We start from the raw sequence: 21754 nt of genomic DNA, 5'->3' as shown, positions 1-21754 counted from the left end.
TGAGCCAAACAATGAACCCGATCGACCCGGCGGCCATAAACGAGGAAGAAATCTTCCGCGCGCTTCTTGTGCCACACCGGTCGCTGGGCCAGAAGGGTTTCCTCATTCTGATGGGTGCGCTCGGCGTCAGCAGCTTCTTCACCGGCCTGTTTTTTCTGTCGATCGGCGCCTGGCCGGTCTTCGGCTTTTTCGGCCTCGATGTCCTGATCGTCTACATTGCCTTCCGCCTGAACTACGCTTCGGGAAAGATTCATGAAGAGGTGACCGTGTCGCGCATAGCCCTGCAAATCCGCCAGGTGGGCGCGTCCGGCCGGACAAAACTCCATGAATTCAACCCGTTCTGGACTCGGTTCAGTGTCGCCCGCCATGCGGAAATCGGCATCACGTCGATGCGCGTCGAGGGACAGGGCAAGGCCGTAACCATCGGCTCCTTTCTCAATCCCGACGACCGCGAAAGCTTCGCTTCGGCCTTTCAGGTGGCGCTGGCAACGGCCAAAGGCCGGTAATTTCGGCACCGGCAAGAATCGGGTGGCGAAGGAACCTCTGGAGTGGTCATATACCCTCAACAGTGAGGTAAAACCCATGAAACCACAGGCCATACTTCAGAAAGACATAACCCCGACCGGCAACGACTATGCGATCGTCAGCCATATCATCGAGCGCATCAGCAAGGATTATCGCGATCAGCCGTCGCTCGAGACGCTAGCCCGCGATACCGGACTGTCGCCGACGGCGCTGCAAAAGCTCTTCACCCGCTGGGCGGGTCTTTCACCGAAAGGTTTTCTCCAGGCGGTGACAATCGACCACGCGCGCCGTCTGCTGGATGAGGGCATGCCGCTGCTCGAAACCGCATACGAGACAGGCCTTTCCGGACCAAGCCGCCTGCACGACCTTTTCGTCACCCACGAGGGCATGTCGCCAGGCGACTACAAGACACGCGGCGCGGGCCTTACCATTCGCTATGGCTTCCTCATCTCGCCATTCGGATTGGCTCTGATCATGGTGACGGACCGCGGGCTGGCTGGCCTTGCCTTTGCCGATGCCGGGAAAGAGCGTGAAGCGCTTGCCGATATGACGTCGCGCTGGCCGAACGCTACCTATGTGGAAGATCTCGCCGCAACCGCCCCCTATGCGGCCCGCGTTTTCAACCCGGCAGAGTGGCGTGCGGACCGGCCCCTGAAGGTCGTCACAATCGGCACGGACTTCCAGCTGCGCGTCTGGGAAGCCCTGCTCAAGATCCCCATGGGCAAATGCGTCGCTTATTCGGATATTGCCGCGGATATCGGCTCGCCCAATGCTTCGCGCGCGGTCGGTGCCGCGGTCGGTGCCAATCCCGTGTCCTTTGTCGTGCCGTGTCATCGCGCAGTCGGCAAGTCCGGCGCGCTGACCGGATACCACTGGGGTTTGACCCGCAAGCGGGCAATTCTCGGCTGGGAAGCAGGTCAGTTGAGCGCGGGGGCGGAGATAAGCCAAGCGGGCTGACGCCGCACCGCGTCTTCCCGAGCACGATCTTGAACAGCCCGGCAATTTGCCGGGCTGTTCGTGTCTCTAGCTCAGCGTCGAAACCACGTCGGCGGAAATACGCAGCTCGCGCAAGGGGCGGACCACCGCGGTCGTCTCGCTGTAGATGGGATGCGCCTTGTAGGCGGCCAGTGCCTCGGCATCCTTGAATTCACCATACACGACCACGTCGATTTCGCCGGAAATCGGATCGGTCTTGGTATTCTGCATGACCTCGAAAACTGTCGAATGCGGAATTTCGCCAAGCCGTTTCAGGCCAGAGGCGATCGCCTCGACATCTTCCTTGTTGCGGGCACTGAAGAATACAATATGACGGATCACGTTCTGACATCCTGCTGATTTGGCACATATTAGAGTGTGTACGGCGCCCTTTGCGCGTCCCGAAGGATGCGCGGCGCGACAATCGTGCTGGACTTTTCATAGGAAGCCCCCTTCCGTCAATAGATGCGCTGTCGCAGCTTGATGCGAGCGGTGAATTCGGCAACGATACCGATCCGCCCTTGGCATTTGCGGCCAAGCTGGGCTAAACGTTCTCGCCCGGCCGGATATCGGCCGGCGGTATGAACAACTTGAGGCGTCCATGGCCGATCACGGTCAAAGAAATCGACCAGATCCCGATAAATTGCTCGAACTTACCGCCCGTGAAACGCGCGGCAAGCTGACTGTATTTCTGGGTGCGGCGCCCGGCGTCGGCAAGACCTATGCGATGCTGTTGCGCGCACGCCGCCTGAAAGAGGATGGCGAGGATATCGTCATCGGCATCGCGGAAACCCATGGCCGCGCCGAGACGGCGAAGTTGCTCGACGGGCTCGAAGTGGTGCCCCGCAGGCGGGTCACCTACCGTGACCGGGCGCTGGAAGAATTCGATATCGATGCGGCAATAGCCCGCAAACCGAAAACGCTCGTCGTCGACGAGCTCGCCCACACCAATGTACCCGGCAGTCGTCATCCCAAGCGCTATCAGGATATCGAGGAATTGCTTTGGCAGGGCATCGACGTCTGGACCGCGATGAACGTCCAGCATCTGGAAAGCCTGAGCGATCTCGTCACCAGCATTACCGGCGTCACCGTGCGCGAGATCGTGCCGGACACGGTCCTCAAGCGGGCAGATGAGGTCCTGCTTGTCGATCTCCCGCCGGCGGAACTCATTGAACGGTTGAAAGAGGGCAAGGTCTATTTGCCCGGCAACGCCGAGCGGGCGGCCGAAGGCTTCTTCAAGCCGGCCAATCTGACTGCTCTGCGCGAACTGGCGTTGCGGCGCACCGCCGATCGTGTCGATGACCAGATGATCGATCTGTTGCGGCAGAGTGCGATAGAGGGGCCTTGGGCGACGGGCGAGCGCCTGCTGGTTTGCGTTGGTCCCGACAGTCTGTCCGACAAGGTCGTTCGCACCGCAAGCCGCCTGGCTTCAGGGCTGAATGCCCGCTGGCTGGTGGTTTCGCTCACGCAGACCAGTGACGCCGGTGCGGAGACCAGCAAACGCATCGACGAACTGCTTGATCTCGCCGAGCGTCTCGGCGCGGAAACGCGCCGTGTGATCGCGCAAGACTTTGTCGAGGAAATCTTCCGTATCGCACGGCGGGAGAACGTCACCCAGATTGTTGTCGGGCGCCCCAAATCCCGGCGATTTGCCAATCCCTTCCGGCGTTCCCTGCCCGACGAGATCATCAAGCGCTTTACCGATATCGGCGTTCATATCGTCACGGGTGAAGAACAGGGTGGCGCCTATAAGCCGCCTTCCATGCGCAAGCGGTCGCGGCGTGAGCTTGCGGCGGCAATTGCGATCCCCGTCATAACCACTGGTATGACGACACTGCTCGGCCTCGGCGTCAGCGATATCGTTCACACCCAGAATCTTTCCATGCTGTTCCTTGTCGCCGTGATCCTCTCGGCGATGATCAGCGGCCGGCTTTCTGCCGTCATTGCCGCGGGCCTGTCTTTTGTTTTTTACAATTTCTTTTTCCTCGAACCGCTGCACGACTTAAGCATCGCCAAGCCACATCAGCTGTTCTCCCTGGTGATATTTCTTGCTGTTGCCCTGATGATCGGCGATCTTGCCGGCCGCTTGCGCGATCAGGTTGCCCGTTCGCGCAATCAGGCGAAGAATACGCAGGCGCTTTATGAATTCTCGCGCAAGCTCTCCGGTACGGCCCGGCTCGACGACGTCCTGTTTTCGACCGCTACACAGCTGCATTCGACCTTTGGCACGGGCGTTACCATCCTGTTGCCCGGCGATGGAGACCTGTCGACGCAGACTGCCTGGCCGCCAGACCTGACACTCGATGGCACGGATATGACGGCCGTTCGCTGGGCGTTCGAAAAGAATGAACGCGCGGGCCACGATACGGCGACATTGCCGCTGATCGACTGGCAGTTTCTGCCCATTCTCACATCGCATGGTGTGGCAGGCGTCCTGGGCCTGTTCATGCAGGATCGTCCGCCGCTGACCGAGAACGAAGATCGGATGCTTATCGCGATCCTTGATCAGACAGCCATTGCCATCGACCGCGCGCAGCTCGTGCGTGAAAATGCCAAGACTACAGCCCTGCAGGAAAGCGAGAAACTCCACACGGCGCTGTTCTCTTCCCTGTCGCACGATCTGAGGACGCCGCTTGCATCGATTACAGGTGCCGTCACCACCTTGCGTCAGCTCGGTGATCGCATCAAACCGGACGGCCGCGACGATCTGCTGCTTTCCATAGAGGAAGAGGCAGGGCGCCTCACCCGTTTTGTTGCCAATCTCTTCGATATGACCCGCATCGAAGCCGGAACACTCAAGGTCAAGAACGTTCCGATTGATGCCGCTGAGGTCATCGTCTCGTCGATCGAGCGCATGAAGAAACTGAAGCCGGAAATTGCCATCGAGATCAGCATCGCTCCCGATCTTCCGGCCGTCAATGGCGATCCGTCCCTGCTCGGCCAGGTCCTGTTCAACCTGCTCGACAACGCCGCGAAATATGCTGGAGATGGTCCAATTGCCATCTATGCAAGGCAGGAAGATACGGAAGTAGCGATCAGCGTGACCGACCAGGGCAAGGGTATTCCACCCAAGGATCTCGACAAGATTTTCGACAAATTCTACCGGCGTGTCAAAGGTGACGGCCGCGCGGCCGGTACGGGACTGGGGCTCTCGATTGCCCGTGGTTTCGTCGAGTCCATGGGCGGGACAATCAAGGCGGAAAGCCCTGCCATCCGCAAGCGCGGAACCCGGTTTATCGTCCGGCTCCCGCGTGCCAACCCCACGGGCGAGGCGGCATGAACCAACATCGTATCCTCGTCGTCGATGACGAACCGCAGATCCAGCGCTTTCTCAACCCGGCACTCACCGCCTCGGGTTATGAGGTCATCCTGGCATCCACCGGTGCCGAAGCGGAGCGTTTGATCGCTACCAGCGCGCCCGATCTGGTCATTCTCGACCTTGGCCTCCCCGACAAGGACGGCAAGGACGTCATCGAGACTGTGCGGGCATTTTCCGAAGTGCCCATCATCGTCCTGTCGGCGCGGGACCGCGAGACGGAAAAGATTGTCTCACTCGATCTTGGCGCCAATGATTATGTCGAGAAGCCATTCGGCATCGGTGAGCTGCTGGCGCGTGTCCGCAGCGCGCTTCGCCAGAAGGCAGCCGGTACGAGCGTGCCGTCGCGCTTCGAAGCCAATGGACTTGTCGTGGACATGGCCAAGCGCATTGTCACGCGGAACGGCGAGGAAGTGCACCTCACCCGCAAGGAATACCAGTTACTGGTGCATCTCGTCCTCCACGCTGGCATGGTCGTGACGCATCGCCAGCTTCTTGCCTCGGTCTGGGGCGGTGCGCATGTGGAAGATCTGCAATATTTGCGGGTCTTCGTCGGTCAGCTTCGCGCCAAGATCGAGGACGACGCGAACAATCCGCAATTCATCCGCACCGAAGCTGGCGTCGGCTATCGTTTTATCGCGGAGTGAGGAGTGTTGCGTAAACAAAAACCCCGCCGAAGCGGGGCCTTGTTTAACTCGGCACCGACCATCAGACTTGGTTTCGTCTATGCTGACCGGTGGCCCTTGGTAGGGTCTTAGACGCGGATGACATGAGCAGAGCCGCAAACTCCACAAAAATGGGCCCTCACAGATGCTTGTCAAGGCTGAGAACCCCAAACCACGAAGCGCACATCGCCTAACGAGTTTGAACAACTCATCTGGTAAAGCGCCGTAATGGACTCTCACTATGCTGCCTTGTATTGGATGCTCGCTGATACCCATCCCAATAAACTGTCGGGTTGGTCGAGTAACGTCAATTGAGAACTAAGTATAAGTTGTCAACGACCCGCCTACCCCAGCGTCGAGTTGAACGCCCCGCCGTCGAGCAACAGGTTCTGGCCGACAATAAAGCCCGAATACTGACTGCACAGGAATGCCGCGGCCGCGCCGAACTCTTCCGCCGTCCCATAACGTCCGGTCGGATTTTCCGCATGGGCGTCGGCCCGTGCCTCCGCGATCGAAATGCCCTTTGCTGTCGCGGTCCGTTCGATGAAGCCCTTGGTGCGATCCGTATCGTGCGATCCCGGCAAAAGATTGTTGATGATCACACCGTGTTTCGCCACCTGCCGCGCGGTTCCGGCGACAAAGCCGGTCAGCCCGCTGCGAGCAGCATTGGAGAGCCCTAGCTGGGCGATCGGTGATTTGACCGAACCCGACGTGATATTGACCACGCGTCCCCATTTGCGTTCGATCATGCCCGGCAAGATGGCGTTCATCAAAAGGATCGGTGTCAGCATATTATTGTTGATCGCTTTCAGCCATTCTTCCTCGCCCCAATCCGACCAGAAACCGGCAGGCGGACCGCCTGCATTGTTGATCAGGATGTCCGGCTGGGGCTCTGCCATGAGAAGTGCCTGGCGTCCGGCTTCCGTGGTCACATCTTCGGCGACGATCTGCACCCTGACCCCGTATTTGCCGGCAATCTCACTCGCGGTCTCGCGCAGCGTCTCCTCGGTGCGTGCGTTGAGCGTGAGATCAACGCCGGCTTCCGCCAGTTTCTCCGCAACACCGCGGCCAAGCCCTTTTGAACTCGCGCAGACGATGGCCCGCTTACCCTTGATACCCAGATCCATGATGTCCTCGCCGATTCTTTTGTCGAGCTCTGTTATCGACAATTCCACTACGCTTTGACAAGCTCCGGTTGATCAAATCAGCACAATAGAGTCGGGAATGAGCAACATGACGACATTCGGAGCGACGGTCCTGTGGACGCGGCCGGAAGGCACAGCCTTCATCGACAACAAATACAGCCGCGCGCATATCTGGCAGTTCGACGGCGGTGCCGAAGTACCGGCCTCCTCTTCCCCGCATATTGTCCGCGTGCCATTTTCCACCCCGGAGAATGTCGATCCGGAAGAGGCCTACGTCGCTTCGATCTCAAGCTGCCATATGCTGTTCTTTCTGTCCGGTGCGGCGAAGAAAGGTTTTGTGATCGACGAATACCGGGACGCGGCCGAAGGCGAACTGGCCAAGAATGACAGCGGCAAACTCTATGTCAGCCGGGTAACCCTGAAACCGCAAGTGACCTATGCCGGCGCTGCGCCCGATCGCATGACCGAAGAACACATGCACCATGACGCGCATGAACAGTGTTTCATCGCCAATTCCGTTCTTACTGAAATCACGGTGGAGGCGGTTTGAACCAACCGGATAAGGAGGAAACGAAATGTCTGAACTCAAGCTAAGCGATGCGGTCAACACCACGTGTCCGTGGTCAGGCGACCCCATCAGGGAGGATAGCCTCACCCTCTACAACGGCGCAGTCGTCGGCTTCTGCAATCCCGGCTGCCGCGATAAATTCGAGAAGGCTGTCAGCCACTTCGAGGCCGCGCTTGCACACACCCGGCACGAAGCGGTTTAGGCGCTGGTGGCACACGGTGCCAAGGCGATTGACAATTCCCTCGGATAAATATACTTAAGTACATGCTTAACCAACAAACTCCACTTGATCTGATGTTCCAGGCCCTCGCGGATCCTTCACGGCGGACCATGGTGGAAAGGTTGAGTCGCGGACCGGCTTCGGTCAGTGAACTTGCCAAGCCGCTGACCATGTCCCTTCCGGCGGTGGTGCAGCATCTGCAGGTTCTGGAAGCGAGCGGCCTTGTGCGATCGGAGAAGGTCGGACGTGTGCGTACCTGCCATATCGATTGGGCAGCGTTGCAAACGGCCGAGGATTGGATCATGGACCGGCGGAAGAATTGGGAGCTGCGCCTTGACAGGCTGGGCGACTTTCTCGCCGAACAGAAAAAAGGGTAGACCAATGACCAAAAGATCTGTTGTGCACGACACGTTCGTCATCGAACGCAGCTATCCGGCGGCACCTGCGCGGGTCTTCTTTGCGTTGAGCGACAAGCAGGCCAAGGAAAAATGGTTCGTTGGACCTCCGGAATGGGGAACCAACCATCATGAGATGGATTTTCGCGTCGGCGGACGCGAGACCAACAGCGTCGCGCCGGCCGAAGGCCCAAGCCACCGGTTTGACGCGATCTATCAAGACATTATCGAGAACGAACGTATCGTCTACAGCTACGACATGCATATTGGCGACAAGCGGATCTCCGTTTCGCTGGCAACGATCGAGCTGACGCCGGAAGGCAGCGGCACAAGGTTCAAACTCACCGAGCAAGGCGCCTATCTCGACGAATTCGACGATCCCTCACAGCGCAGGAGAGGGACAGAAGACCTGCTCGACGCACTGGGTGCATCCCTGACCGGCGCGCCGGTCAACGCCTGAGCAGATGCGCTGCGGGGTTCAGACGCTGTCGCCTGAGCCCGCAACGACCGTCTCTGCGGGCGTTTTGATACGGCCCTGACGCTTCAGCTGCTGTTCGCGGAAGAAGATGAAGAGACCCGATGCGACGATGAAGCCGGAGCCGGCCAGCATCGACAGGCGCGGCACGTCGCCGAAGACCAGCCAGCCGAACAGGATTGCCCAGAAGAGCAGCGTATATTGCAGCGGCGCCACCGTCGCGGCATCCGCCAGCTTCAACGCCCTGTTGACCAGCACATGCGCGAGCATCGCCACAACCCCGAGCAGGCCCAACAGAATAAGATCGCGCGGGCTCACTGGCGTCCATTCGAAACCCACCCAAACCAGACCGGCAAGTCCGGCGCCAACGATCTGCCAGAACACCAGCGTCGTATCCGGCGTGCCGCGCAGCGTCCGGCCCAGCACGAGCATGAAAGCAAAGGCCATGCTCCCGAGGATGGAAATGACAGCTTGCGGCGTCAGAGCCTGCGAAGACGGTTCCAGGGCGATGACGACGCCGGCAAAACCGGCGACGATCGCACTCCAGCGCCGCCAGCCAACCGGTTCCTTCAACAAGAACGGCGAGATCGCAGCGACATAGATCGGGGCGGCCAGCCAGTAGGTCATGACATCGGCAAGCGGCAGATAGACGACCGCGAAATAGAAAGCGAAGACTTCCGCTGTGGAAAGGATGACGCGGATCGCCTGCAGCTGGGGCCGGTCCACTTGCACGATCTTTTCCGGCCCATTGAACCAGATGAAGGGCGCCAGCACGATCAATGCCGCGACACTGCGAATGAAAACCACCTGTCCGACCGAATAGGTCGACACCAGCCATTTGCCCATCACGTCATTCAACGCGAACATCAGCATGCCGAGCAGCATCAGCAACACACCGTTACGCGCCGCCGATGCTGCGGCGGTATTCGAAATGCTTGCCGGAATGGCGGTCATCGGGCGTTTCCTGGAGCAGGCTGCTTTGGGTTTGCTTTGAGGTATTTTCTTGTCCCGATCCAGTCGAAAAATGCAAAGAACAGCAAAAACAGTTCATAAATCGCTTTTCCTGCTCAACTATCTGCAATTTCAGCCATAATCTCGACTTGAAATTGTCCTTTTAGGTAGATTGCCGTCGTTGGGGACGCATTCATTGACATTCAAACCTGATGCTTTTGCGCATCGATAAAGTGGTCATTAACCAATAAATCGGATAGTCCGGCTATTCGGGGGTTGGAAAACGGTCAGGATTGGAACGACATTGTCAAACATGAGTCATGCGCAGAGCGGCAGATTGAAAGGGATTTCCCTTCTAAGTGCCCGCTGGTTGGGTCCCCTCATGATCTTTGTATCGATGTTGTTTTCCTCCGCCGGCGCTTTCGCCGAAACCCGGACACTGAGACTCTATTTTGTTCATACCAACGAACGTGCTGAAATCACCTTCAAGAGGAATGGCCGCTACCAGCAGGACGGTTTGAACAAGCTTAACCGCTTCCTGCGCGATTGGCGCCGCAATGAACCAACCAAGATGGATCCCCGCCTGTTCGATCTGGTCTGGCAAGTCTATACCAAGGCTGGCGGCCGGGATTATATTCACGTCGTTTCCGCCTATCGTTCCCCCGCCACGAATTCCATGCTGCGTTCGCGTTCGCGCGGGGTCGCCCGGAAAAGCCAGCACATGCTCGGCAAGGCGATGGACTGGTATCTGCCGGGCGTGAAACTTGCGACACTTCGCAACACGGCTTTACGCTTCGAGGCGGGCGGCGTCGGCTACTATCCACGGTCCGGTTCGCCGTTCATCCATACCGATGTCGGCAATGTCCGTCACTGGCCGCGCTTGAGCCGCAGGGAATTGCTGACCGTGTTCCCGGACGGCAAGACAATTCACGTTCCGTCCGACGGCAAGCCATTGCCTGGCTATGAGCAGGCGGTCGCCGCATACGAATCGCGCAAACGCAGTGGCGGCTCGATCCAGATCGCCAGTTCGTCCTCGCGTTCGGGACGCAGCGGCAAGACACTCTTCGGTATTCTCTTTGGTGGCGGCGCCGATGAAGAAGAAGATACCAGCGAAAGCTCAGTTGCTGTAGCATCCGCCGCGAAGCCGTCGCGCAGTGTTGCCGCGAGACCTGCGCCGGTAGCGGAGGAATCCGGCGAAGGGGCCGCCCCGGCAGCGGCGTTGCCCGCGCCAGCACCGGCTCCTGTGCAAGCACCAGCGCCAACCACAGCGCGTGCGCAACCGCAAACGATCGCGCCCGAACTTCCGGCGCGTAATGCCCCTGAACTCCTGACCGCGCCACGCCCTGAGGCCCCGGTCGAGCTTACCGCTGAAGACAATGCAGCGCTCGCCTTCGCCATACCCGTACCTCTGCGCCGTCCTGACTACACGCCGACACCGGCCCCGGATGCGCCATCCGCACTTGATGCGCCCACGCTCAATGCGCTGGCCCAGAACGATGCGGCGGTAGCCGTGCCCGCTCCCCGTCCGCAGGATAGTGCCGGTGCGATCCGCGATCTGATCGCCGCCAATGTCGACGATCCGAATACCGCGCCTTCCCAGTCACAGCCTGAGATGGCCAATGCGCTCGTGCCCGTCCCCTTCGACAAGCCCAAGCGCAACGACATGATGGTTGCATCGGTTGTCCCCAGCCAACGCCCCGTTGCCGCACCTGACCCAGCAACCGAGGTCGGGGACGTCATTGCGGTTCCAGACGAGAGCCTGACGCCGGAAGCGATCATCGCACAGTCGGATGCCGAGCACGGCGAAGCTGTCGCCGCCGCGGAACCGCTGCCGACCGTGACTGGAACGTCCGGAGGACGTCTACAACCCGAACAGCACGTGCAGGTAGCTTCGACCGGGCCGCAGCCATCCTTGCGCCGGACCATGCTCGAAGCCAAGGGCGATCCGGCTGCCATGCTCGACAGCGGCGTAATGACGACGGCGAAGAAAGCAAAGCCGCACCGTCAGGTCGTGCAGGGCCAGAGCCCCAAAGTCATCCAGGCGGCCTCCGAAATTCCGGATCGGGCCCTTTCTTCCGAGCAGGTCGCGGAGACGGCGCCTGCTGTGGTACCCGCGGTCCTGCGTAACAGCTCGATGCGCAAGGCGCCGACGACTGTCTACACGGCAGGATTCCAGCCGGTGCTGCCGGTGGCGAATGCCAACAAATTCAGCGGCAAGGCCGTCACATTCATGCAGATCGCCAAGTTCAACCCCACCAGCGGCATGTAACCAATCAATGGCGATACCGGCGGCTCAGGCAGGAGCCGCCGGTATTGTTCTTCAACGACAGGTTCTGTTGTTGCTCTACGCCTTGCGCATCACTTTCGCCTGTAGCAGATCGGCGATACCGATGCGGCGGGCAAAATCAATCCTCACTTCTTCGGCAAGCTCAATGACCTCGCTGGCGCCATCGCCGACGAAGTCGACGATCGAGCGGGCCGGGCGCGAACCCGCTGGCAGACCGACGATACGCACAATTTCATCCGCCACAGCCTTCGGATCCGCGTCGTCAGGTGTCAGCGCGCTCAGCCGTTCGCCCACCTGGTCCATGATCCCGTCATAGCGATCATAGGCCGCGGCGCGCCCCTCGTCGGCGGGTTTGCCGGCTGTCGGGAAATGCGATGTTCCCCTGGTGAAGGCACCCGGAACCACTATCGAGGTCTCGATGCCGAAGCGCGCAAGTTCGTAGGACAAGGTAATGGCGAGCGAATCCATCGCCGCCTTTGCTGCAGCATAGGGACCCATGAAGGGAGGAAAGCCCCCCTTGGTTGTCGTGCTGCTGATCCAAAGCATGAGGCCGGATTCCTGCGCCCGCAACTGCGGCAGGGCTGCCCGGTTGACCCGCTGTGCACCAAGGACATTGATATCGAAAACCCTGGCGATTTCCTCCGGCGTGAAGGCTTCGGTCGGGCCGATGACCAGATGGCCAGCATTCTGCATGACGACATCGAGACGACCCTGCTCGCTGACGATGGTTGCGACTGCAGCGTCCGCAGATTCTTGCGACAGGACGTCGAGTTCGAGCGGGCGGAGATCGGCATTCCTGGCCTTGGCCCAAGCGCGCATCTCGCCGGCACGCTGCTCATTGCGGCCATCCAGGTCTCGCATGCTGGCGTAAACGGCATGACCGGCTTCAGCGAGGGCCTCGGCGGTGAGCTTGCCAATGCCGGTTCCGGCGCCGGTAACGAGAACAACTGATTTCATGATCCTGTTCCTTCTTTGAACTTTTGCGGTTCGAGGAGGGTTTTCAGACGAGGCCGCCATTGGCCCGCAGGATCTGGCCGTTGACCCAGCCGCCGTCCGGACCGGCGAGGAACGAGATGACATTGGCGATGTCTTCAGGCTGGCCGAGACGTTCGAGCGGCGCGGCCTTGCTGAACTGCTGGATCAACTCATCGCTCTTGCCAGTGAGGAAAAGCTCCGTGGCAATCGGGCCGGGAGCCACCGCATTGACGGTGATATTGCGGCCGCGCAGTTCCTTCGCGAAGACGCGGGTGAAGGTCTCGACCGCCGCCTTGGTACCGGCATAGATCGCATAGCCGGGCAGGTTGGTGCCAACGACCGACGTGGAGAAATTGACGATCCGCCCGCCATTGTTCATGCGCGTTGCAGCTTCGCGCAATGTGTTGAACGTGCCCTGCACGTTGATTGCGAATGTCTGTGCGAAGACCGCGTCACTCGTCTCCGCCAGCGGCATGACCTTCATGATGCCGGCATTGTTGACGAGAACGTCGATCTTGCCGAGTGTGGCTTCCGCGGTTTCGATCATGGCGCGGACATCGTCCGGCCTCGATACATCCGCCTTGACTGCTATGGCCCTGTGGCCGGCGCTCTCGAGTTCTCCGGCCAGCACGTCGGCCTCCGCCGAGCTGCTGGCATAGTTGATCACGACGGCAAAACCGTCTGAGGCAAGGCGCCGTGCGATGGCGGCACCTATGCCGCGAGCAGCGCCGGTTACGATGGCAACTTGCTGTTGAGCCTGTGTCATTGTTCTGAACTCCGTGTCCGTGTTGACAATGACCGCACTATGCTCCAAACAAAATTGCGGATAATTATCCAATTCCCGGCATGACTATTCGATTTTTGCTAACAATCGATCAGGCGGGTTTGACCGATGGATCGCTTTCAGGAGATGCAGATCTTTGTGCGGATCGTCGAGCGGCGCAGCTTCACCAAAGCCGCCGGAGATCTGCGCATACCCCGCGCCACCGTCACCAATGCGATGCAGCGTATGGAAGAGCGCCTGGGCGCGCGGCTACTCGACCGGACGACGCGTCAGGTTAACCCGACGCTTGACGGCGAAGCCTATTACAATCGCTGTCTGCGGCTCCTTGCCGATCTGGACGAGGCGGAGGGCTCGTTTCGCGATGTTGCGCCGAAGGGCCTGCTGCGCGTCAACCTGCAGGGCACCCTTGCCCGGCATTTCGTCATTCCTGCACTTCCCGCCTTCCTTGCGCGCTATCCGGCACTTGAACTCAGCATTGGCGAGGGCGACCGTCTGGTTGATCTCGTGCGTGAAGGCATAGACTGCGTGCTGCGCGCCGGTGATCTGCAGGATTCATCCATGGTCGGACGCCGGGTTGCGCAGATGGAGCAGGTCACCTGCGCCAGTCCCGAATATCTCGCACGAAACGGCGAACCGAAGCACTGGAAAGATTTTTCCGGACATCTCGCGGTCAACTATGTGTCGAGCACGACCGGCCGGCCCTACCCGCTCGAATTCAACACCAGTGAAGGCCTGAAACTGGTGACGCTGCCGGGACTCGTCGCGATAACAGGCGCCGATGTCTATACGGCCTCGGCGGTCGCCGGCCTTGGCTTCATCCAGGTGCCGCGCTACCGCATCGCGGCCGAGCTGGCGGAAGGCAAGCTGCGCGTCATATTGCCGGATTGCCCGCCTCCGCCGATGAGTGTCTCGGTGCTCTACCCGCAAAACCGCCAGCTCTCATCCCGCGTGCGCGTTTTCGCCGATTGGCTCACCGGGATTTTTGCGCAGGCTCAGGGGCGGGTGGCAACTTAGCCCAACAGTGTTTCAAGCTGCACAGCGCATGCCCGCAGCGGCTCGGCGCTCTGGCTGGCTTTGGCCATCGCCATGGCACCGGAATAGCTTGCGACGATCAGCGTGGCGAGATCGTGGGCCCGCGATAAATCCATCTCCGGCCTGTCGGAGTGCAAGCGAAGCGAAAGGGCCAGCCGCCACCGCTCGAAGACGCCATTCACGGCTTCGCGAAAATCCGCATCCGCCAGCGACAGTTCCAGGGCAAGATTGTTGAGAGGACAGCCCGTTACAGCGCGATTGCGCTCCAGCGTATCGGCCACGCCGTTGAATACATTGCGAATACCCGCCGCTGCCGAGGAAGCGGTGGCTATGGGCCGTATTGCCGTCGCATCGACTTCAGGCGCCACTCTTTCGGCAATGACGGCAAGGCCAAGTGCTTTCTTGGTGGCGAAGTGGTGATGCAATGCACCCCCGGTTGCCGCCGCGCCGCGCACAACGTCGTGCACGCTCGTCGCGTTGTAGCCATACCGCTGGAACAGATCCGCAGCCACATCGAGAATCCGCGAGCGCATGGCCTGCGGATTGTTGATGCGTTTGGGCTTAACCGGATGGTTGTCGTCAGTCATCGTTCACCTCGCCTCGCCACAGAATATCAAATTGACAAAACAGGACAACCGGTCTTATTTAAAACAGGACGACCCGTTTGTTTTTCATATGGAGGATATGATGCATGTAACCGCCCCGCAGACCGGCATTGCGCCAGCCAGCGAAACCCGCCGCTACAGCCCGATTGCGGAATTGCGCCGTTACACGCTGCACCCCGGGCGCCGTGACGGTCTGATCGCGGTGTTCGACGCGTATTTTCTGGAAGGCCAGGAATCCTGCGGCATGAAGATCATCGGCCAGTTCCGCGATATGGACGATCCTGACGCCTTTGTCTGGTTGCGCGGGTTCGATGACATGCATGCCCGCCGCGCCGCGCTGACCGCCTTCTATGACGGCCCAGTCTGGGGCGTGCACCGAAATACCGCCAACGCCACGATGATCGATTCGGACGATGTCCTGCTGCTGCATCCAGCGGAAGAGGCGGACGGCTTCATGCTTCCGGCCGAACGGCCGGGCCGCAACGCCAACCATCAGTCGCCCGCGATCTTCCAGGCGGTGACCTACAAGCTCGCGTTGGCCGCCGAAGCGGGCTTCCTGGCCTTTTATGGCGAAACGCTGTGGCCGGTTCTTCAGGCAGCGGGCGAGGACCGCATCGGCCTCTTCGCCTCCGAGCATGGTGAAAACACCTTCCCGCGCCTGCCTGTTCGCCTCGGAGAGAATGTCGTTGTTGTCTTCTCGCGATTCGACAACGCCGCCGCCCATGCCGATTTCACCAGCGCCCTCGCCGGCAATTCCGCTTGGCTCTCCGCCAAGGAGCAGCTTTCGCACTATCTCGTCGCCCCGCCGGTCATTGCGCGGTTGGCGCCGACAGCGAGATCGTTGTTGAGGTAGGAGACGTCCTGTTCTGTCCACACGTCCGCTTGATGCGATACTTCGATCCCGGGTTCCTGCGCGAGGGCGGCCGCATAGCCCAGTTGCGGCTCGTTCTTCCCGGGAGTAGCTTTTCAGGAAGGAGGAACGGCCATGCAACTCGATGAAAACCCCTGGACTGCCTTCGCCGCGGACGCAACTTTGGAAACCGTGGTCCTCATCCGCGATATTGGCGTGTCAGACGATAGCGTCACAATCGATCTCTACGCGCGCGACAGGAGCCAGCCCGACTTTCGGCGCAACGTCAAAAAGACGCTGAGAGCGATCAAACTGGCGATCGATGACGTCATCGACAGCATAGATGACGGAAAATCGCTTCGGGTGCTCATTGGAAGCGACCATGAAGGGAATGGCCTATACAAGGCAACAGGTACTGCCCGGCCTTTGGGGTTTGAGCGGCATGAACGGTATAAGGTGTGAACCCGGCCGAGACACGGATTTTTCTTTTCCAGGCGATTGATTTTTGTAGGTTGGTGGAGCCAAGCGGGATCGAACCGCTGACCTCTTGCATGCCATGCAAGCGCTCTCCCAGCTGAGCTATGGCCCCATTCCAATCGGCCGAAATGGCCGGACCGGGTAAACCGGCAAACTGTGCGGCAAGGTCTGGAACCTTGCCCCGCTTATCCGAAGTTGGCGGGTACATATCTCCCGCCGCCGTGAAGATCAAGTCCCGTTCGCGGGTTATTTTCAGCGAACAGGATTATTCGGCGCACGATCCGGGGACCACGCGCCGTTCAGGCTCAATTCTCGTCGTCGTCGCCGATACCGCCGCCGAGAATGTCGGTGACGTCGTCGTCTTCGTCTTCTTCGTCAGTGGCGAGGAAGGTGTCATCGTCGTCGGCGTCATCGACCTCGACATCATCGTCACCAATATCCGGCACGTCGCTGTCGACGTCGCCATCGGCATCCTCAAGTGCGACGAATTCGGGCTTCTCCAGAGCAACGTCCAGCTCTTCGGTCTCGACCTCTTCCTCTTCTTCGCGCGCCGAGCCGGCAGTCGAATCGAAGTAGCTGAGCGGATAGCTCTTGCCCGTATAGGGTGAAACGATCGGATCGCGGTTCAGATCGTAGAATTTCTGCCCGGTTTCCGGGTCAACTCGCTTGGTGCCAAGTTTTGGATTTGCCACGTTTTGCCTCGTCTTTTGGCTGCGCCTGCATTCGGCTAACATTCAGGTCTCTCATCGACCAGCCGTTTATGCAAGTACTCATCAAATGGATTTGAGGTCCCATAAACGCAATTCAGCGCATTTGTCAAAGCGAAAAAGCTTGCAATTGCAAGATGACCGCACCGGCAAGCTGTGTTACCAACGCCCCCGCATCCCGATGACCACCTTTTAATGCGATTGACCCTGCCCATGTCCCACTCAGCGCTGCCAAAACCCGCCACCGCCCGCCGTTCCAGGGCGCTCTCCGGCGATATCCGCATTCCCGGCGATAAATCGATTTCGCATCGCTCCTTCATGTTTGGCGGCCTTGCTTCCGGCGAGACGCGCATCACGGGCCTGCTCGAGGGCGAGGACGTGATCAATACCGGCCGCGCCATGCAGGCGATGGGCGCCAGAATCAGCAAGGACGGCAATGTCTGGATCATCCAGGGAACCGGCAATGGCTGCCTGCTGCAGCCGGAGGCGCCGCTCGATTTCGGCAATGCCGGCACCGGCGCACGCCTGACCATGGGCCTTGTCGGGACCTATGCCATGGAAACCACGTTCGTTGGCGATGCGTCGCTGTCGAAGCGGCCCATGGGCCGCGTGCTCGATCCCTTGCGCGAAATGGGCGTCCAGGTTACGGCCGCCGAGGGTGACCGCATGCCATTGACACTGCGCGGGCCGAAGGTTGCCGCCCCCATTACCTACCGTGTGCCCATGGCCTCGGCGCAGGTCAAGTCCGCCGTGTTGCTCGCCGGCCTCAATGCGCCGGGCATCACGACGGTCATCGAACCGGTAATGACGCGCGACCATACCGAAAAGATGCTGCAGGGCTTTGGCGCCAATCTTTCCGTCGAAACGGACAAGGATAATGTCCGCCATATCCGCATCGAAGGACAGGGCAGGCTCACGGGCCAGACGATCGACGTGCCGGGCGATCCCTCTTCCACAGCATTCCCGCTGGTGGCGGCATTGCTGGTGCCTGGCTCCGATATCACCATTCGCAATGTGCTGATGAACCCGACGCGCACCGGCCTGATCCTGACATTGCAGGAAATGGGCGCCAGTATCGGGATCCTCAATGCCCGTCTTGCCGGCGGCGAGGATGTGGCCGATCTGCGCGTCCGTGCGTCGGAGCTCAAGGGCGTCAATGTGCCTGCAGATCGCGCGCCATCGATGATCGACGAGTATCCGGTCTTGGCCGTGGCCGCGAGCTTTGCCACGGGCGAAACGGTGATGAACGGGCTCGGAGAGCTGCGCGTCAAGGAATCGGACCGCCTGTCCGCCGTTGCCGATGGATTGAAGGCCAATGGCGTCGATTGCACGGAAGGTCCGGAGACCCTGAGCGTTCGCGGCCGCCCGGATGGCAAGGGCATTGGCGGCGGTACTGTCGAGACCCATCTCGACCATCGCATTGCCATGAGCTTTCTCGTCATGGGCCTGGCGGCGGAAAAGCCTGTCAGCGTCGACGATTCGACCATGATCGCCACCAGCTTTCCAGAGTTCATGGACATGATGGCGGGGATGGGCGCGGAGATTTCCGAACACGGCGCGGCAAGCTGATAGCATATCATGAGCGCGCTGGTTCCGGTTCTCACCGTGTATTTCCTGTATACGATGTCCAGCGTGCCATTCATCGTCTGGGCAGGACGGAGCGCCTATACGGGAACCATCGCCAGCAAGGCACCACGGCCATGGCCGGGCAAAACCAGCACGATCATGCGGGTGCTGCTTCCTTTGCTGCTGATCTTCCTCTATGCGTGGAACGTCTCTGAAAGCGCAAAATCCGGTGCACTGAATGCAGAGGCGGTGGGCACCAGCGCATGGATGCCCTATCAGTTTCTGCTGCTGCCGCCGGCGTTCGGGTCGATTGCCGGGTACGGCATAGGCTTTATCATGGGCAAGAGGGCCAGGGTTCATGAGCGAGAGGGCTAGGGACTGATGTTTTTTCTGCTGACATCGTTTGTCGTCGTTGCCGTTCCCTATGCGATCGAACGTTTTGGGCTCAGAGTCCGCTTCGGTCTGTTTGCACTGCTGTTCTGGCTGTTCGTCTTCCAGTTCGTGCTGATTTTTGCCATCGATTCTCTGCTGCAAAACCTTGCCACTGTCCTGCCCGGCTGGCTGGAATCGATCCTCACGACACTCGGCGGCTTCGCCTTCGTCAGCATTGGCATCACGCCGGTCATCACATTGGTCCTGGCCGCTGCCTATCTTCTGTTCGCGCTCGGACAGTGGCTCTTCGACCGGGACGAGAAGGATCAACCGACGCCGCAGACCCACTTTACCATTGCCATCGATGGTCCTGCGGCCTCCGGCAAGGGCACACTCGCCCGCCGCATTGCGGAAGCCTACGGTTATCATCATCTTGATACCGGGCTGACCTACCGCGCTGTCGCCAAGGCGCTGATGGACCAGAACATGCCGCTCGACGATGAATTTCTCGCCGAGAAGGCGGCGCGGTCCGTCGACCTGTCCAAACTCGACCGGACGGTGCTTTCCGCCCATGATGTCGGTGAGGCGGCTTCGAGGGTTGCAGTCATGCCGGCGGTGCGCCGCGCACTGGTCGCCGCGCAGCAGGGATTTGCCACGCGCCCGCCCGGCGCCGTACTCGATGGCCGCGACATCGGAACCGTCGTCTGTCCCGATGCGCCGGTGAAGCTCTATATTACTGCCTCGCCCGAGGCCCGCGCCAGGCGGCGCTACGAAGAGATCAAGTCCAATGGCGGCGGCGCCAATTATGAAGAGATTCTGCAGGATCTGACCCGTCGCGACGCCCGCGACATGGGCCGCACGGACTCGCCCCTGAAGCCCGCCGCCGACGCGCACTTGCTAGATACGACGGAAATGGATATAGAGACCGCGTTTCTTAATGCCAAAACCCTGATTGACCAGGCATTGGCCAAGAACACGCATTAGACTAGCAAGCAATAAACATTTGCCGCCAGCCCATGCACCGGATTGCCCTTCAAAGGGCGGGTTGGCATGCAGATGATCCGAAACACGAACCACCGGTGCTGTGTCCGATGCCCTATCCGGACACGCCAGGAGTATGTATGTCTCAAGCCAATCCAACGCGCGAAGATTTTGAAGCTCTTCTCGCCGAGTCCTTCGCCACCAATGACCTTGCTGAAGGTTATGTCGTCAAGGGCCGTATCGTCGCCATCGAAAAAGACATGGCGATCATCGACGCCGGCCTCAAGGTTGAAGGCCGCGTTCCGCTGAAGGAATTCGGCGCGAAAGCCAAGGACGGTTCGCTCAAGCCGGGCGATCTCGTTGAAGTCTATGTCGAGCGCATCGAAAACGCCCTCGGCGAAGCCGTTCTGTCACGTGAAAAAGCGCGCCGCGAAGAGAGCTGGGTCCGTCTTGAAGAGAAGTTCAACCGCGGCGAACGCGTCGATGGTGTCATCTTCAATCAGGTCAAGGGTGGCTTCACCGTCGATCTCGACGGCGCCGTAGCCTTCCTGCCGCGTTCGCAGGTCGACATCCGTCCGATCCGCGACGTAACCCCGCTGATGCACAACCCGCAGCCTTTCGAAATCCTCAAGATGGACAAGCGTCGCGGCAACATCGTTGTCTCGCGCCGTACCGTTCTTGAAGAGAGCCGTGCTGAACAGCGCTCTGAAATCGTCCAGAACCTCGAAGAGGGTCAGGTCGTTGAAGGCGTCGTCAAGAACATCACCGATTACGGTGCGTTCGTTGATCTCGGCGGCATCGATGGTCTTCTGCACGTGACCGACATGGCATGGCGCCGCGTCAACCATCCGTCGGAAATCCTGTCCATTGGCCAGACGGTCAAGGTTCAGATCATCCGCATCAACCAGGAAACACATCGTATTTCGCTCGGCATGAAGCAGCTCGAAAGCGATCCGTGGGATGGTATCGGTGCGAAGTACCCGATCGGCAAAAAGATCAGCGGTACCGTCACGAACATCACCGACTATGGTGCATTCGTCGAGATCGAGCCAGGCATCGAAGGCCTGATCCACGTTTCCGAAATGTCCTGGACAAAGAAGAACGTGCATCCCGGCAAGCTGCTCTCGACCACGCAGGAAGTCGAAGTCGTTGTTCTCGAAGTGGATCCGGTCAAGCGCCGTATCTCCCTCGGTCTCAAGCAGACGCTCGACAACCCATGGACGACCTTCGCAGACAAGTTCCCTGTCGGCACGATCGTCGAAGGCGAAGTCAAGAACAAGACCGAATTCGGCCTGTTCATTGGTCTCGATGGCGATGTGGACGGCATGGTTCACCTCTCCGACCTCGACTGGAACCGTCCAGGCGAACAGGTCATCGAAGAGTACAACAAGGGTGACGTCGTGAAGGCGCAGGTTCTCGATGTTGACGTCGAGAAGGAACGCATCTCGCTCGGCATCAAGCAGCTGACCGGCGACAAGGTCGGTGAAGCCGCAACTTCTGGTGAACTGCGCAAGAACGCCGTTGTGACCGTTGAAGTCACGGCAATCACCGATGGCGGCCTCGAAGTGCGTCTGGTCGATCACGACCTCGACACCTTCATCCGCCGTGCTGACCTGTCACGCGATCGCGACGAACAGCGTCCGGAGCGCTTCACGGTCGGTCAGAAGGTGGACGCCCGCGTCATCGCCTTCGACAAGAAGACCCGCAAGCTGCAGGTCTCGATCAAGGCGCTGGAAATCGCCGAAGAGAAGGAAGCTGTTGCCCAGTACGGTTCGACCGACAGCGGCGCTTCGCTCGGCGACATCCTGGGTGCCGCTCTGAAGAAGCAGGAAAAGAACTAAGTTCTTTCCGGCCTTCGAATACCTGAAACCCGCCGGTGCAAA

Annotated in this window: 23 protein-coding genes and 1 tRNA gene; 16 read left to right on the top strand and 8 right to left on the bottom strand. The window is 59.9% G+C overall.

Annotation, left to right across the window (positions count from 1 at the left end):
* The first annotated feature begins 11 nt into the window (after window positions 1–11).
* Both CU103_RS02375 and CU103_RS02370 read left to right on the top strand, forming a co-directional pair.
* The gene (locus CU103_RS02375) at window positions 12–506 is read left to right on the top strand and encodes a DUF2244 domain-containing protein (RefSeq protein WP_162707177.1); all 495 of its coding nucleotides are present in this window, start codon (window positions 12–14) and stop codon (window positions 504–506) included.
* A gap of 76 nt (window positions 507–582) precedes the next feature.
* Window positions 583–1482, top strand: a complete 900-nt coding sequence (locus CU103_RS02370; RefSeq protein WP_106662289.1) for a methylated-DNA--[protein]-cysteine S-methyltransferase — start codon at window positions 583–585, stop codon at window positions 1480–1482.
* Between the two features lie 66 nt (window positions 1483–1548).
* Here the strand turns inward: CU103_RS02370 and CU103_RS02365 are convergent, their stop codons facing one another.
* Window positions 1549–1842: a Dabb family protein gene (locus CU103_RS02365; RefSeq protein ID WP_106662288.1), complete on the bottom strand. Its 294-nt coding sequence runs from the start codon at window positions 1840–1842 to the stop codon at window positions 1549–1551.
* Between the two features lie 259 nt (window positions 1843–2101).
* Here CU103_RS02365 and CU103_RS02360 point away from each other — a divergent pair, with 259 nt between their 5' ends.
* Window positions 2102–4780: a sensor histidine kinase gene (locus tag CU103_RS02360; RefSeq protein ID WP_106662287.1), complete on the top strand. Its 2679-nt coding sequence runs from the start codon at window positions 2102–2104 to the stop codon at window positions 4778–4780.
* Window positions 4777–5463, top strand: a complete 687-nt coding sequence (locus CU103_RS02355; RefSeq protein ID WP_106662286.1) for a response regulator — start codon at window positions 4777–4779, stop codon at window positions 5461–5463. The genes CU103_RS02360 and CU103_RS02355 overlap by 4 nt, the downstream gene beginning before the upstream one ends.
* A 362-nt stretch (window positions 5464–5825) precedes the next feature.
* Here CU103_RS02355 and CU103_RS02350 read toward each other — a convergent pair whose 3' ends face one another.
* The gene (locus tag CU103_RS02350) at window positions 5826–6608 is read right to left on the bottom strand and encodes an SDR family oxidoreductase (protein ID WP_106662625.1); all 783 of its coding nucleotides are present in this window, start codon (window positions 6606–6608) and stop codon (window positions 5826–5828) included.
* 106 nt (window positions 6609–6714) lie between these two features.
* Here CU103_RS02350 and CU103_RS02345 point away from each other — a divergent pair, with 106 nt between their 5' ends.
* From CU103_RS02345 to CU103_RS02330, 4 genes are all read left to right on the top strand, one after another.
* The gene (locus tag CU103_RS02345; RefSeq protein WP_106662285.1) at window positions 6715–7176 is read left to right on the top strand and encodes an OsmC family protein; all 462 of its coding nucleotides are present in this window, start codon (window positions 6715–6717) and stop codon (window positions 7174–7176) included.
* Window positions 7177–7201: 25 nt separating this feature from the next.
* Window positions 7202–7396 (top strand): glutathione S-transferase, encoded by a 195-nt coding sequence (locus CU103_RS02340; protein WP_106662284.1) that lies wholly within the window; start codon window positions 7202–7204, stop codon window positions 7394–7396.
* Window positions 7397–7458: 62 nt separating this feature from the next.
* Window positions 7459–7791 (top strand): ArsR/SmtB family transcription factor, encoded by a 333-nt coding sequence (locus tag CU103_RS02335; protein ID WP_106662283.1) that lies wholly within the window; start codon window positions 7459–7461, stop codon window positions 7789–7791.
* A gap of 4 nt (window positions 7792–7795) precedes the next feature.
* Window positions 7796–8269, top strand: coding sequence for an SRPBCC family protein (locus tag CU103_RS02330; RefSeq protein WP_106662282.1), 474 nt, complete (start codon window positions 7796–7798; stop codon window positions 8267–8269).
* 18 nt (window positions 8270–8287) lie between these two features.
* On the opposite strand, the gene CU103_RS02325 is transcribed toward CU103_RS02330, so the two are convergent.
* Window positions 8288–9238, bottom strand: coding sequence for a DMT family transporter (locus CU103_RS02325; RefSeq protein ID WP_106662281.1), 951 nt, complete (start codon window positions 9236–9238; stop codon window positions 8288–8290).
* A gap of 379 nt (window positions 9239–9617) precedes the next feature.
* Here CU103_RS02325 and CU103_RS02320 point away from each other — a divergent pair, with 379 nt between their 5' ends.
* Complete coding sequence (locus CU103_RS02320) at window positions 9618–11504, top strand: peptidoglycan L,D-endopeptidase MepK (protein WP_245448550.1); 1887 nt, start codon at window positions 9618–9620, stop codon at window positions 11502–11504.
* Window positions 11505–11579: 75 nt separating this feature from the next.
* Here the strand turns inward: CU103_RS02320 and CU103_RS02315 are convergent, their stop codons facing one another.
* On the bottom strand, window positions 11580–12482 hold the full coding sequence (locus CU103_RS02315) for an SDR family oxidoreductase (protein ID WP_210203703.1): 903 nt from the start codon (window positions 12480–12482) through the stop codon (window positions 11580–11582).
* A 40-nt stretch (window positions 12483–12522) separates the two neighbouring features.
* Window positions 12523–13263: an SDR family oxidoreductase gene (locus CU103_RS02310; protein WP_106662279.1), complete on the bottom strand. Its 741-nt coding sequence runs from the start codon at window positions 13261–13263 to the stop codon at window positions 12523–12525.
* 126 nt (window positions 13264–13389) lie between these two features.
* Between CU103_RS02310 and CU103_RS02305 the strand changes: the two genes are divergently transcribed.
* A complete protein-coding gene (locus CU103_RS02305; protein WP_106662278.1) occupies window positions 13390–14295 on the top strand; it encodes a LysR family transcriptional regulator in 906 nt (301 codons plus the stop codon).
* Here the strand turns inward: CU103_RS02305 and CU103_RS02300 are convergent.
* Window positions 14292–14900 carry a TetR/AcrR family transcriptional regulator gene (locus CU103_RS02300; protein WP_106662277.1) on the bottom strand — a complete coding sequence of 203 codons (609 nt, stop codon included), beginning with the start codon at window positions 14898–14900 and terminating at the stop codon, window positions 14292–14294. The genes CU103_RS02305 and CU103_RS02300 overlap by 4 nt on opposite strands.
* A gap of 97 nt (window positions 14901–14997) precedes the next feature.
* Between CU103_RS02300 and CU103_RS02295 the strand changes: the two genes are divergently transcribed.
* Window positions 14998–15771 carry an NIPSNAP family protein gene (locus CU103_RS02295; RefSeq protein ID WP_245448548.1) on the top strand — a complete coding sequence of 258 codons (774 nt, stop codon included), beginning with the start codon at window positions 14998–15000 and terminating at the stop codon, window positions 15769–15771.
* Window positions 15772–15903: 132 nt separating this feature from the next.
* The gene (locus CU103_RS02290; protein ID WP_106662275.1) at window positions 15904–16230 is read left to right on the top strand and encodes a hypothetical protein; all 327 of its coding nucleotides are present in this window, start codon (window positions 15904–15906) and stop codon (window positions 16228–16230) included.
* Between the two features lie 51 nt (window positions 16231–16281).
* Here the strand turns inward: CU103_RS02290 and CU103_RS02285 are convergent.
* Window positions 16282–16357: transfer RNA gene (locus tag CU103_RS02285), tRNA-Ala, on the bottom strand.
* Between the two features lie 193 nt (window positions 16358–16550).
* Window positions 16551–16937, bottom strand: a complete 387-nt coding sequence (locus tag CU103_RS02280) for a TIGR02300 family protein (RefSeq protein WP_106662623.1) — start codon at window positions 16935–16937, stop codon at window positions 16551–16553.
* Window positions 16938–17165: 228 nt separating this feature from the next.
* On the opposite strand from CU103_RS02280, the gene aroA reads away from it, so the two are divergent.
* From aroA to rpsA, 4 genes are all read left to right on the top strand, one after another.
* Entirely contained in the window at window positions 17166–18521 is a 1356-nt protein-coding gene (gene aroA, locus CU103_RS02275) for a 3-phosphoshikimate 1-carboxyvinyltransferase (protein ID WP_106662274.1), read from the top strand.
* A 9-nt stretch (window positions 18522–18530) separates the two neighbouring features.
* Window positions 18531–18893, top strand: coding sequence for a hypothetical protein (locus tag CU103_RS02270; protein ID WP_106662273.1), 363 nt, complete (start codon window positions 18531–18533; stop codon window positions 18891–18893).
* Between the two features lie 351 nt (window positions 18894–19244).
* Complete coding sequence (gene cmk, locus CU103_RS31920; RefSeq protein ID WP_245448576.1) at window positions 19245–19874, top strand: (d)CMP kinase; 630 nt, start codon at window positions 19245–19247, stop codon at window positions 19872–19874.
* A gap of 137 nt (window positions 19875–20011) precedes the next feature.
* On the top strand, window positions 20012–21712 hold the full coding sequence (gene rpsA, locus CU103_RS02260) for a 30S ribosomal protein S1 (protein WP_106662271.1): 1701 nt from the start codon (window positions 20012–20014) through the stop codon (window positions 21710–21712).
* Window positions 21713–21754: the final 42 nt, after the last annotated feature.

Origin of the sequence: Phyllobacterium sophorae (genome assembly GCF_003010965.1) — a bacterium.
Taxonomy (GTDB): Bacteria; Pseudomonadota; Alphaproteobacteria; order Rhizobiales; family Rhizobiaceae; genus Phyllobacterium; species Phyllobacterium sophorae.
This window is presented reverse-complemented; position numbering and strand designations above follow the sequence as displayed.

Bases quoted from the DNA above. Each gene is read 5' to 3' on its own strand.
- CU103_RS02295 (WP_245448548.1), top strand. From the start codon at position 14,998: ATGATGCATGTAACCGCCCCGCAGACCGGCATTGCGCCAGCCAGCGAA.
- rpsA (WP_106662271.1), top strand. From the start codon at position 20,012: ATGTCTCAAGCCAATCCAACGCGCGAAGATTTTGAAGCTCTTCTCGCC.
- CU103_RS02310 (WP_106662279.1), bottom strand. From the start codon at position 13,263: ATGACACAGGCTCAACAGCAAGTTGCCATCGTAACCGGCGCTGCTCGC.
- CU103_RS02330 (WP_106662282.1), top strand. From the start codon at position 7,796: ATGACCAAAAGATCTGTTGTGCACGACACGTTCGTCATCGAACGCAGC.
- CU103_RS02340 (WP_106662284.1), top strand. From the start codon at position 7,202: ATGTCTGAACTCAAGCTAAGCGATGCGGTCAACACCACGTGTCCGTGG.
- CU103_RS02370 (WP_106662289.1), top strand. From the start codon at position 583: ATGAAACCACAGGCCATACTTCAGAAAGACATAACCCCGACCGGCAAC.
- CU103_RS02270 (WP_106662273.1), top strand. From the start codon at position 18,531: ATGAGCGCGCTGGTTCCGGTTCTCACCGTGTATTTCCTGTATACGATG.
- CU103_RS02325 (WP_106662281.1), bottom strand. From the start codon at position 9,238: ATGACCGCCATTCCGGCAAGCATTTCGAATACCGCCGCAGCATCGGCG.
- CU103_RS02360 (WP_106662287.1), top strand. From the start codon at position 2,102: ATGGCCGATCACGGTCAAAGAAATCGACCAGATCCCGATAAATTGCTC.
- aroA (WP_106662274.1), top strand. From the start codon at position 17,166: ATGTCCCACTCAGCGCTGCCAAAACCCGCCACCGCCCGCCGTTCCAGG.
- CU103_RS02320 (WP_245448550.1), top strand. From the start codon at position 9,618: ATGATCTTTGTATCGATGTTGTTTTCCTCCGCCGGCGCTTTCGCCGAA.
- CU103_RS02345 (WP_106662285.1), top strand. From the start codon at position 6,715: ATGACGACATTCGGAGCGACGGTCCTGTGGACGCGGCCGGAAGGCACA.
- CU103_RS02305 (WP_106662278.1), top strand. From the start codon at position 13,390: ATGGATCGCTTTCAGGAGATGCAGATCTTTGTGCGGATCGTCGAGCGG.
- CU103_RS02290 (WP_106662275.1), top strand. From the start codon at position 15,904: ATGCAACTCGATGAAAACCCCTGGACTGCCTTCGCCGCGGACGCAACT.
- CU103_RS02300 (WP_106662277.1), bottom strand. From the start codon at position 14,900: ATGACTGACGACAACCATCCGGTTAAGCCCAAACGCATCAACAATCCG.
- CU103_RS02335 (WP_106662283.1), top strand. From the start codon at position 7,459: ATGCTTAACCAACAAACTCCACTTGATCTGATGTTCCAGGCCCTCGCG.
- CU103_RS02355 (WP_106662286.1), top strand. From the start codon at position 4,777: ATGAACCAACATCGTATCCTCGTCGTCGATGACGAACCGCAGATCCAG.
- CU103_RS02350 (WP_106662625.1), bottom strand. From the start codon at position 6,608: ATGGATCTGGGTATCAAGGGTAAGCGGGCCATCGTCTGCGCGAGTTCA.
- CU103_RS02375 (WP_162707177.1), top strand. From the start codon at position 12: ATGAACCCGATCGACCCGGCGGCCATAAACGAGGAAGAAATCTTCCGC.